The 11585-nt window shown below is 38.5% G+C and carries 11 protein-coding genes and 1 pseudogene; 7 read left to right on the top strand and 5 right to left on the bottom strand.

The annotated features are described in order from the left end of the window. Positions 1-54: 54 nt before the first annotated feature. The gene (locus Q1R07_RS15025) at positions 55-1029 is read left to right on the top strand and encodes a hypothetical protein (RefSeq protein WP_300491824.1); all 975 of its coding nucleotides are present in this window, start codon (positions 55-57) and stop codon (positions 1027-1029) included. Between the two features lie 96 nt (positions 1030-1125). Here the strand turns inward: Q1R07_RS15025 and Q1R07_RS15030 are convergent, their stop codons facing one another. Genes Q1R07_RS15030 through Q1R07_RS15040 form a run of 3 tightly spaced genes read right to left on the bottom strand, consistent with a single transcriptional unit; the run spans position 1126 to position 2348 of the window. Continuing rightward, on the bottom strand, positions 1126-1383 hold the full coding sequence (locus Q1R07_RS15030; protein ID WP_256550691.1) for a hypothetical protein: 258 nt from the start codon (positions 1381-1383) through the stop codon (positions 1126-1128). 2 nt (positions 1384-1385) lie between these two features. Further along, complete coding sequence (locus tag Q1R07_RS15035) at positions 1386-1694, bottom strand: thioredoxin family protein (RefSeq protein ID WP_300491827.1); 309 nt, start codon at positions 1692-1694, stop codon at positions 1386-1388. Positions 1695-1712: 18 nt separating this feature from the next. Then, positions 1713-2348, bottom strand: a complete 636-nt coding sequence (locus Q1R07_RS15040; RefSeq protein ID WP_256550689.1) for a peroxiredoxin — start codon at positions 2346-2348, stop codon at positions 1713-1715. Between the two features lie 267 nt (positions 2349-2615). Here Q1R07_RS15040 and Q1R07_RS15045 point away from each other — a divergent pair, with 267 nt between their 5' ends. Genes Q1R07_RS15045 through Q1R07_RS15055 form a run of 3 tightly spaced genes read left to right on the top strand, consistent with a single transcriptional unit; the run spans position 2616 to position 5827 of the window. Continuing rightward, positions 2616-4568 carry an amino acid permease gene (locus tag Q1R07_RS15045; RefSeq protein WP_300491830.1) on the top strand — a complete coding sequence of 651 codons (1953 nt, stop codon included), beginning with the start codon at positions 2616-2618 and terminating at the stop codon, positions 4566-4568. Between the two features lie 32 nt (positions 4569-4600). After that, positions 4601-5446 carry an N-acetylglucosamine kinase gene (locus tag Q1R07_RS15050; RefSeq protein WP_300491832.1) on the top strand — a complete coding sequence of 282 codons (846 nt, stop codon included), beginning with the start codon at positions 4601-4603 and terminating at the stop codon, positions 5444-5446. A 6-nt stretch (positions 5447-5452) separates the two neighbouring features. After that, positions 5453-5827 (top strand): methylglyoxal synthase, encoded by a 375-nt coding sequence (locus tag Q1R07_RS15055; RefSeq protein WP_300491834.1) that lies wholly within the window; start codon positions 5453-5455, stop codon positions 5825-5827. On the opposite strand, the gene Q1R07_RS15060 is transcribed toward Q1R07_RS15055, so the two are convergent. Next, positions 5808-6191, bottom strand: coding sequence for a RidA family protein (locus Q1R07_RS15060; protein WP_300491836.1), 384 nt, complete (start codon positions 6189-6191; stop codon positions 5808-5810). The two genes, Q1R07_RS15055 and Q1R07_RS15060, sit on opposite strands and share 20 nt — an antisense overlap. A gap of 20 nt (positions 6192-6211) precedes the next feature. Beyond that, a complete protein-coding gene (locus Q1R07_RS15065; RefSeq protein WP_300491838.1) occupies positions 6212-8893 on the bottom strand; it encodes a putative LPS assembly protein LptD in 2682 nt (893 codons plus the stop codon). 123 nt (positions 8894-9016) lie between these two features. On the opposite strand from Q1R07_RS15065, the gene Q1R07_RS15070 reads away from it, so the two are divergent. From Q1R07_RS15070 to Q1R07_RS15080, 3 genes and pseudogenes are all read left to right on the top strand, one after another. Beyond that, entirely contained in the window at positions 9017-10195 is a 1179-nt protein-coding gene (locus Q1R07_RS15070) for an N-acetylmuramoyl-L-alanine amidase (protein WP_300491840.1), read from the top strand. A gap of 55 nt (positions 10196-10250) precedes the next feature. Further along, positions 10251-11219, top strand: a complete 969-nt coding sequence (locus Q1R07_RS15075) for an MlaD family protein (protein WP_300491842.1) — start codon at positions 10251-10253, stop codon at positions 11217-11219. Between the two features lie 19 nt (positions 11220-11238). Continuing rightward, a pseudogene (locus Q1R07_RS15080) lies at positions 11239-11585 on the top strand (Fe-S oxidoreductase); the annotation flags it as partial.

Here is an 11585-nt window from a genome sequence, read left to right on the forward strand (position 1 = left end):
AACAGCTCGTTTATTTTGAAAATTTGAATATTTTAGCAAAAAAAAATCCCAATAATGAGAAATATAATGAGTATCCTGTGTTTTTTAAGCCTGCTATCCTGTAAGAAAACAGAAGAAGATATCAATGTAAAATCAAAAGAAATTACTCTAAACAAAGAATGGCAGGGCGATATAGCCATCTCGGATTTGGATTTTGCCAATTCCATCTATCCAACATGCAGGGTAAGCGGGGATTTTTTCGAGCGATCCGGTGAGCAAATGGAAGCGGATAAGACGGAATGTATTTTATCGAAAATTAAGTTTGATTATGAAAAATTAGAATCTGTTAAGGCTAGAGTTTCAGCTGGGAAAATAAACTCCAAAACGGAAGTTTTTATTAAAACGACTAAACCAAAACCTATTGAAGGTGCATCGCTTCCTCATCAGGCAACTTTATATGTAGAAGTTAATAACAAGGTTACCGATTCCATGATTATTTATCACAGTATAAATTTTGACATGGCTTTGGAGGTATCACAACGCTATTATTATCTTAATAAAGATATGATTTACCTATTGGATTTTTTTGAAAATGAATCCGGATCCGGGGCTAAAAAATGGGCACAATATAAAATAAACACCTCCGGAAAAATCATTTTAGTAAAACAAAAAATATTTTCTCCCGAAGATTTTGATGATAGTAGAGAAGCTTCCGAAGCCGAGAACGATATGGCGGAGGAAGTTGATAGGTCTTGGAACGGAAGCTATCATGCTGAAGGATCAAACGGAACCCTATTTGATATAACCATAAATTGGTTAGACGACATTTCGCTAACAATTACTGAAGATGGAATAAAGAATAGCTATCCAAATCTAAAAGCGATGAAAATGGGTGATGAGAAAATCAAAATCAATTATGATCTTTCCCTGAGTGATGAAATGGGAGTGATCTATATCAAAAAAAAGGAGAATGGTTTTTATATTTCCGGGAGCCCAATCTTTCCAATCCTTCCGGGTGCTGATGAAATGCCTCTGGATAAAATCAGATAATATATTTTAGGAGTAAAGAACAGTCTTAAAACGGCATACATAAAAAAACGCCTTCCTTTCGGAAAGCGTTTTGTATTACAATTTGGAGCGTCGGGTTTATTTGTCGATCGAACCCAGAACCCGTTTCATAAAGCTGTTTAAAGCTTCTTTTTTATCGGTTCCTTCTTTTACCATTTTGTTTACTTCCAATGCGCCATACATATTGGAGATTAGCTCTCCGATAACGTCTAGTTCTTCGTCTTTTAACGATGGAACTTCGGTTAACGCTTCCAGTACTTCGATGGTTTCGATGATATAATCCTGGTCGTTCTCTTCAATGAACTGTGTAAGTTGTTTAATTACAGGTAATTTCATAATTAAGCGATTTCATTTACCAATTCCGACAATACTTCTGCTTTGTTGGTTTGCGATTGGTTTACCAAGGCACCGTTAACGAAAGTAGCAAAAGTAGGCAAGTTACTCACATTAGCCAGTTTTCGCGATTCCGGAGAATTCTCGGCATCAACCAATACAAAAGTGATGTTTTCTTTTTCGGAAGCCAGTTTTTTAAATTTTGGCTTCATGATACGGCAGTTTCCACACCAGGAAGCAGAAAATTGTACTACTACTTTTTCGTTAGCATTGACCAACTCCTGTAGTTTATCTTCATTTAATTCAATTAACATAGCAATTTTTTTTAAGAATTAGTTATTTAAGTAGTTTGCAACACCTTCTCTGGTAGCAAACATCGCTTCTTTTCCTTCTTCCCAGTTAGCAGGGCAAACTTCACCTTTAGTCTGAACGTGCGTATAAGCATCGATAAGACGTAGGTACTCGTTTACGTTTCTACCAAGTGGCATATCGTTTACACTTTCGTGGAAAATTTTTCCGGTTTCATCTACTAAATAAGTAGCACGGTACGTTACATTAGAACCTTCGATAATAACCGTATCCAATTCGTCATTGTAATTAGCAGTTTCGATATCTAAAATACCTAAGATGTTCGCCAGGTTACGAGTCGTATCGGCTAAGATTGGGTATGTAACACCTTCGATTCCACCGTTGTTTTTTGGTGTGTTTAACCAGGCAAAGTGTACTTCGTTAGTATCACATGAAGCACCGATTACAATAGTGTTTCTTTTTTCGAATTCAGGTAAAGCTGCTTGGAAGGCGTGTAATTCAGTTGGACAAACAAAAGTAAAGTCTTTTGGATACCAAAATAATAATACTTTTTTGTTGTTTTTAGTTGCTTCTTCAAAGATGTTGATTTTTAAATTATCACCCATTTCAGAGATAGCGTCAATTGCAATGCTTGGAAATTTTTTACCTACTAATGACATAATTTTAATGAATTTTAAAGATTATTATTTTTTTGCAGTACAAAAGTAGCCAATTCTTAGTGGACCTTTGTATTAAGTTTGATTATTATTTTTTATTTTAATATAAATAAAATCTATCTGTATCCGTGGTTTTTACTTTATTTACCAGAGAACCGACAATTTATAAATTGGTTTTATATATTTGTTTTTATTAGCAGAAAAAAAAATTACGGTTTAATTTATTGTTAATAATCCTAAAAACTAACCGATTACGCACAAAAATAATTTATGAGTTTTTCAAATTTATTTCGAAAAAAATCCGTTGAAGACATATTAAAACAGGTAAAGCAGAATGCAGCCGATGGTCACGGAGCCTTGGGTAAGCATTTAACCACAAGAGATTTAACCGCATTTGGAATTGCAGCCATAGTAGGAGCCGGGATTTTCAGTACGATTGGAAAGGCGAGTTCCGACGGTGGTCCGGCTGTTATCTTTTTATTCCTTTTTACGGCGCTGGCCTGTGGATTTGCTGCTTTTGCCTATGCTGAGTTTGCTTCGATGGTGCCCGTTTCGGGAAGTGCCTATACCTATTCGTATGTGGCTTTTGGCGAATTAATCGCCTGGATTATCGGTTGGGCGTTGATCATGGAATATGCGATCGGAAATATTACCGTTGCGATTTCCTGGAGTGACTATTTTACCGGATTGCTCGCAAGTGGTGGCATACACCTGCCACAATGGATACAAATGGATTACCTGACGGCTTCCAACGGTTATGCTGAAGCCACTGCACTTATGCAGGGTGGGAAGTCCTTTGAAAACCTGAGTGCTGCGTTACAGGCGGCTCATGAGGCTTGGACCACGTCACCGGTTATCGGGTCGTTTCACTTTGTTGCTGATCTTCCTGCATTATTGATCATTATAATTATTACCTGGTTGGTATACCGCGGAATGAAAGAATCCCGTAATGCCAGTAACCTGATGGTGGTCGTTAAACTGGCGATTATTTTATTGGTTATTGCCGTGGGGGTATTTTATGTGGATACCGAAAATTGGAATCCGTTTGCACCAAATGGCGTTAATGGAGTTTTAAAAGGTGTTTCGGCCGTTTTCTTTGCTTATATCGGATTTGATGCTATCTCAACGACTGCTGAAGAATGTAAAAATCCCCAAAGGGATTTACCACGCGGAATGATGTGGGCAATCGTGATTTGTACGATACTATATATTGTAATTGCATTGGTATTAACCGGAATGGTTAATTATAAGGAATTGAATGTTGGCGATCCGCTCGCATTTGTATTTGAAAAACTTGACCTGAAATGGTTGTCCGGAATTATTGCTGTTAGCGCAGTTGTGGCCATGGCCAGCGTATTGTTGGTTTTCCAAATGGGACAACCGCGTATCTGGATGAGTATGAGTCGTGATGGTTTATTGCCAAAACGTTTTTCGAAAGTACATCCGAAATATAAAACGCCTTCTTATGCTACCATCGTAACCGGTTTTGTAGTGGCGATACCGGCTTTATTTTTAAACCTGACGATGGTAACCGATTTGTGTAGTATTGGAACCTTGTTTGCCTTTGTACTGGTTTGTGCCGGCGTTTTGGTATTACAGGATCGAAAAGACATACCACGCGGTAAATTTAAAACGCCTTATATCAATGCCAAATATATCGCGCCGGTATTAGTGATCGTAGGTTTGGTATTGGCCTTTACGGTCAATAAAAAAGCGACAATGGATTTTATTACCAATGTTCCGCAAATTAACGAGCCATCGGCTATTGTTACGGCTTTAACCAAAGAAGAAGCCACCGGAGTATACAATCAGTTATTGCAGGGGGATAAAGCACATATTGCTAAGGAAACGCAGGATTTGGAACACATTCTAAGTAATTATAAAGAAGAAGATGCCGGTAAATATGCAGAAATGGTTGCCGGATTACCCATAAAAGACTCGGTAAAATACGAAAGCGGACTGGCTTTATTCCAGCATAAAATTCCAATGTGGATCTTTTTTATCGTATTGATCGGATTAACCGTTTGGGCGTACAAAAAAAGTTTGTCATTAATTCCGCTTTTAGGATTGATCTGTTGTTTGTATATGATGGCGGAACTAAGCGTATGGAACTGGATTTATTTTACAATCTGGTTGTTGATCGGACTGGCTATCTATTTTGGCTATAGTCAGAAAAACAGTAAGCTAAACTTTAATAAAATTGAGCCGAAACTAAACGATTAAAAGGTTTTAAAAGACGAATAACACACAACAGGATGAGATTAGTAGTGGATAGTGGCTCTACAAAAGCCGACTGGATTGCATTGGATGGCAATGGGAATATACAGTTTACTGTGACAACCTTAGGGTTAAACCCGGAAGTGCTGGAAAAAGAGGAAATGTTGGAACGAATGTCACAACGTTTTGATATTTCGCATAATAGAGATCTGGTTACGCATTTGTTTTTTTATGGTGCCGGTTGTGGAACCGACCGAATGAAGAATTTTCTGGCAGGGGTTTTTAGGGAATATTTTCCAAATGCGGAAGTCGTAGTCCATGAAGATACCTATGCTGCGGTATATGCTACAACACCACAAGGAGAAGAAGCAATCGTGTGTATATTAGGTACGGGATCGAATTGCAGTTATTTCGACGGAAAAGAATTGCATCAGAAAGTACAATCGTTAGGCTATATCGCTATGGATGATTGTAGCGGAAACCGTTTTGGTCGTCATCTGATTCGCGCGTATTATTTTGGTACGATGCCAAAAGAACTGGCCGAAAAATTCGAAAAAGAATACGACCTCGATCCGGATGCGATCAAACACAATTTTTATAAAGTACCGAATCCAAATGCCTATCTGGCTACTTTTGCCAAATTCCTGATTCAGCATAAAGATCATGCGTTTATTCACGAAATTGTCGTAAAAGAAATGCAGTTTTTTGTAGATCATTATATTATGCAATATGAAAACTGCAAAGAAATACCGGTGCATTTTATCGGATCGATAGCTTATTATCTGAAAAATGAACTCCAGGAAATACTTGCGAAAAGTGGATTAACGCTGGGGAATGTCTACCGAAAACCGATTGACGGATTAATTAATTATCATACGGTATAAAATAAAATGGAAATAGCAATAATAGCCCATGACGGGATGAAAGCCGATCTGGTTCAGTTTTTAAACAAACACAAGAGCTTTTTGAAATCGGATGAGATAGCGCTTATCGCAACCGGTACAACCGGGAGTAAAGCGGAAAATGCAGGATTTAAGGTAACGCGAATGTTGTCTGGTCCTTTGGGAGGTGATGCGCAGATTGCGGCGCGCGTGGCTGAGGGAAAATGCAATATGGTATTGTTTTTTAAAGACCCTTTAGCAAAACACCCTCATGAGGCAGATATTAACATGCTCATAAGGGTGTGTGATGTACATAATGTGCCTTTGGCAACCAATGAGGCAACTGCCGAATTATTGATTAAGGCTATTTCTCAGCAATCATAGAGATTTCTACATTAACGTTTTTAGGCAAACAAGCCACCTGAACCGTTTCGCGTGCCGGAGCGGTTTTTTCGTTAAAATAAGCACCGTAAACGCCGTTTATTTTTGCGAAATCGTTCATGTCGCTAATAAAGATAGTCGTCTTAACAACGTTTTCAAACGACATACCAGCCGCTTCCAATACCGCTTTCATATTCTCCATAACCTGTTTGGTTTCCACTTCAATGGAAGAAGTGATCAATTCGCCGGTTTTAGGATCCAAAGCAATTTGCCCTGAGGTGTATAACGTACGGTCGTTTACCAGTACAGCCTGATTGTATGGACCGATTGGAGCCGGTGCATTTTCGGTAAAAATAATCTGTTTCATGCTATTGTGTTTTTTAATGATTATCGTAAACGACGATCCGGAAGACTACGCTTATCCCACTTGATATCGCTAAGAACAGAAGACTTGATTCCGATAAAAAAGCCCCAGTAGGAGTACGTTCCAAAAGGTACCCAGTTAAAACTCATTCGCCAGCTTAAAAGGTCTCTTTCAAAACGGAACTGCGTAAAACTGACCCCTTTTCGGGCAAAATCGTATCCGGTGGAAACCCCAACTTTCCATTGTGGTGTTAAGTCAATATTTCCGGAAACCATCAGGGAATTGGTAACAATCTCGTTTTCACGATTGTTGTTTCCATAAGTTAGGGAGTAGGCAAATTGTAAATCCCAAGGGAGTGCCAGTTGGTAAAACCCTTTAAATTTGTCTTCACCGTCGTCTTTTTTGTCTTTAAATAAACTATGTCTGTTATCACTCAGGTCGGTAGCGCGTCCGAATAAATCATCGCCACGGCCTCCGTTCATAACATTCTGATCGTTCGTTTTTGTGTCTTTATCCGAGCTTGGTCCGAAATCGGAACTGGAAAGGCTGTAATTAATAGTAATGTTGGCACTGGTCATACGGAACAAACTACCTCCGTTGTCGATATTGAACTTGTTGATTTTTCTACCGGCATTGTCAATGGCATATAGATCGAGAGTAGATCCAAAGTTGACATTCATTTTGTTGTTAAAGAACTGTGTTCCTCCGGAAACCATTATCGGTGACCACGCAAGCGAGTCGGCTGCCATATTGTAATTCGTGGAAAAGTTCAGATTGTTTAACAGCATAACCTTTTTCGGTTCCGTTTTGGTTTCGTCTTTATCGCGTACTTTGGCTTCGAAAGTATTACTCAGTGTAAAACCGACATTGTTTGCCATGGTTCTTCCGGGAGCACCGAAGATTCCGTTTTCGAAACGCGAGTAATCAACCCGTGTCGTTCCGGTAGCATCGATCGCATAGGTATCGTAATAGTTGCTAAAGCTTGGTAGATAGGAATAGGAAACGCTCGGACGCATTACGTGACGAATGGCCTGGATTTTTTTATCATCTCCGAAATTAAACGTACCGTAAATAGTCGTTCCGATGTTGGAGGTAAAGTTATAAGTGCGATACGCGTCAAAACCGTTGATGTCGTTGGTAACAACCATATTTTTTGAAGCGTCGAATTCTTTGCTGATGGTTTTTAAGTACCATACTTCGCTATAGTTGGTTCCGGCGGTAACACTAAAATACTTGAATACTTTAAAGTTGGTACTGATCGGAATACTATGTTGGAAACCAACTTTGGAATCCCGGAACATTTGAGGGGAGAAAAACAGGGAATCGGTTGTACGGATTCTGTTTTCGGCTCTAAGGTTGTATTGGAAGTTGATGTTTTTAAAGATTCCTTTTTTAAGTTCGTCTCTTTTAGCAAACGGGAAAATACGATCCACACTGGCCTGGAAAGTAGGTAGCGTCATGTCGATAATTTCCGTATTGGTATTCTGAGAGTGCGTAGCGGTTACCGAATAGTTCACCTGAGGAACGGTTTGTAAGGTCTGCGAATAGGAAACCGAAGAACTCATGTTGTTATTCAGGGAAGAACCGACGTTGAGCATGTTTAATGTATTACGGAAATACTGACTACTACCTAAGTTAACCGATGCTGAAAATCGGGAATTAGGACTGGCTTTAGCATCCTGAGAATGCGACCATTGGATGTTGTATTCGCGTCGTTTGGTATAATCGGGGAATCCTCTTTCACTTTGAATCTGATTTTCGAAACGTATATTAACCCGTCCGTTAAAGGCATAGCGTTTGGCATAACTGCTTTCAAATCGTAAGGCATAACTTCCGTTGGTATAATAATCTCCCAAAACCGCAAGGTCGTAATAATCGCTTAAGGCGAAATAATAACCACCGTTTTGAAGGAAATAACCACGATCACGGGTGTCACCAAATGAAGGAATGATAAAACCGGAAGCGGATGTTTCGCTCATCGGGAAATAACCAAATGGTAACCCTAAAGGAGTCGGTACATCGGCGATAACCATATTGGTAAGACCTACAACTACTTTTTTACCCGGTACAAATTTGATTTTTCGCGCCAGGAAATAATATTCCGGATCGTCAATATTTTTAGAAGTGGTAAAACGGGCATTTTTCATAAAATACACCGAATCGTTTTCTCGTTTGGAAACCTCTGCTTTGATACGGAAATCCGTTTGTTCGGTTCTGGAGTTCCAGATTTTGGCTTTTTTTGTCTTAAAATTGAAGCGAATTGAATCGGGTTCGACTACGTTTTGTCCTTGTTTAAAATAGGGGAATTGGGTGTAATTTCCTAAACTGTCTTTGATTCGTCCGGCATATACTTCGTCTTTATCATAGTCCAAAATGATGATTCCGGACTTTAATTCGATGTCTTTATAGTATAATTCCGCTTCGTTATAGAGGGTAAGTTGTTTCTTTTTTTGATCGATTTTTTCGTAATCTTTCGCTTTACGCTTGACAATAGCGTCTATAGAGGACTTCTTTTTTTTGATCGTATCATTCTTGGTTTCGACAGTCGGTTTTTTAAAACTGTCGGGGGTTAAATGGATACTATCTTTCTGTTTTTCAGCGGGTATGTTTTTAGTTTGGGACCGGTTTTCCTGTGAATAGATTTCATGTTTTCCTACGAGAAGAAAAAATGACAATAAAACGATATGAAATAAGTTTGTACGCAAAGGTTTTAATACTATTTTTGTAAAAATATGGCTCAATTTTTGACGGTTCAAACTTACATATATTTTTTCTCAAAAATAAGCATTTAATAAAATTATAACCAATATCGATAAATATCAAAGACAATGAGAGGGAACATCAAGTTTAATTTTATAAGTTCAATTTTTTTACTACTGTTTTTCCATACTGCTTTTGCTCAAAATAATACGAAATTCAAAGTCGTTTTAGATCCGGGACACGGTGGTAATGACTTTGGTGCGGTTTATCACGGCTATGTTGAAAAAAACAACGCCCTGAACGTAGCATTAAAAGTAGGGAAATTGTTGGAAAAAGACCCTAACATACAGGTAATTTACACCCGTAAGACCGATGTTTTTATCGAATTGGACGAAAGAGCCAACATTGCGAACCGAAATGACGCTAATATTTTTGTGTCAATTCACTGTAATGCCAATAAAAATCTGGCCGCTTCCGGAACCGAAACCTATGTAATGGGGGTTACCCGTAACGCGTCCAACCTTGAAGTAGCGAAAAAAGAGAATGCCGTGGTTACGATGGAGAGCGATTATAAAATGAAATACGACGGATACGACCCGAATTCTCCGGAATCGTTAATCGGAATGACACTTTTACAGGAAGAGTATATCGAACAAAGTATCGATTTGGCGGCCCGTATTCAGGATGGTTTCGAAAACGGATTGGGACGAAAAAGCCGTGGTGTAAAACAGGCAGGATTCCTGGTATTGCGTAAAATCTATATGCCACGCGTATTGATCGAGATGGGATTCGTATCCAATAAAGACGAAGGATCGTATTTGAGCTCGGATAACGGTCAGGAAGAATTGGCCAAAGCGATCGCCGATGCCATTACCGGTTATAAAAAAGAATACTTCGTGCCGGGCGTTTCCGTTGGAAGAGACGAAAGACCAACACCGTCTAAAACGGTCGAAAAAGAACGGGAAAAAGAAAAAGATACCAAAGTAGTAAAAGTGGATTCGACTAAAGTTACCAAAGAAATTAAAAAAGAAATCAAATCGGTTGCTTCTTCAAAAGGAGTGGTGTTTAAAGTGCAGATTTCGGCCAGTGGTAAAAAATTGGATTTAACGCCAAGTAACTTTAAAGGGCTGAATAACATTTCGATGGAAGAAGATAAGACCATTATTAAATATTACTACGGACAAGTGAAAGAGCATTCCGAAGCCAAAGAACTTTTAAACGAAGCCAAAGAAAAAGGCTTTACATCGGCCTTTATCGTGGCCTTTAAGGATGGTAAAAAGATTAGTATCCAGGAAGCATTGAAATAAATAATACTGTAGGTAAAATATTTATTTTTAATTTTGCTCATTAAATATTTGAATTTTGAAAATCACTAGAGAAGTTAAAACAGCAATTTTAGTCATTACCTCTATATTGGTATGTTTATGGGGTTATAGTTTCCTGAAAGGGAAAAATCTATTCGACTCCAACCGTAAATTTTATGTTGTATATGATAACGTGGAAGGTTTATCGCCTTCGGCGGCCGTAACGATAAACGGATTGGTAGTTGGAAAAATATCCGCTATCGAAATCCAGCCAAACACCGGGAAATTATTGGTGGAAATGCAGATTAAAAACGATTTCGCCATTTCGAAATCAAGTGTGGCCAGTATTTACGAACCGGGATTTATCGGTGGAAAACAAATTGCAATCCTTCCGAATTTTAAAGATACCAACATGGCACAGTCCGGCGATTATTTACAAGCCGATGTGAAATTAGGATTAACAGCCAAATTGGAAGACAAACTGGCGCCGATTCAGGAAAAACTGAATAAAGTTCTGGAAAGTACCGATGTATTGCTAACCAACATTAATAATGTAATGGACGCGCAAACACAGGCGAATCTAAAAAACAGCCTGGCGGAATTAAACAAAACATTGACGAACTTTAGTGCGGCTTCGGTAAATGTGAACCACTTACTGGCAGATAATAAAGGAAAACTTGATCATACGATTACGAATATTGATAAAGTATCGACCAATTTTGCGAAGATGTCCGATTCATTAGCGAAAGCAAACATTGGTAAAACGGTTAAAAACCTGGAAAGTACCTTAGCGAATGTCGACAAGATCATGAACGACTTACAGTCCGGAAAAGGATCTATGGGGAAATTGTTAAAAGATGACGCCATGTATAAAAATCTGGCAGGCGCTTCCAAACAATTGGAACTATTGTTAGGCGATATGAAGCTAAACCCGAAACGATATGTACATTTCTCTTTATTCGGAAAAAAAGCAGCTCCTTATGTAGCGCCGGAAGAAGAGAAAACAACAACAGAACAAAAACAATAAGCATTAATCTATACTTTATATGAGTTATTTAGATAATATACTATTTGCCATTATCCTTGTTTTAGGAATCGGTTTTTTTGCACAGAATGTCAAAAAACTGATCCGTAACATTAAATTAGGACAGGATGTTGACCGTACGGATAATCCAAAGGAAAGATGGCGTAACATGGCAATGATTGCCTTAGGTCAATCGAAAATGGTTAAAAGACCGGTTGCCGGAATATTGCACATCATAGTATATTTAGGATTTATCATCATCAATATTGAAGTATTGGAAATCCTGATTGATGGTTTATTCGGAACACACCGCGTTTTCTCCTTTTTAGGCGGATTCTATAATGTATTGATCGGTTCGTTCGAAGTATT

Source organism: Flavobacterium sp. (genome assembly GCF_030146175.1).
In the GTDB taxonomy this organism is placed as follows: Bacteria; Bacteroidota; Bacteroidia; order Flavobacteriales; family Flavobacteriaceae; genus Flavobacterium.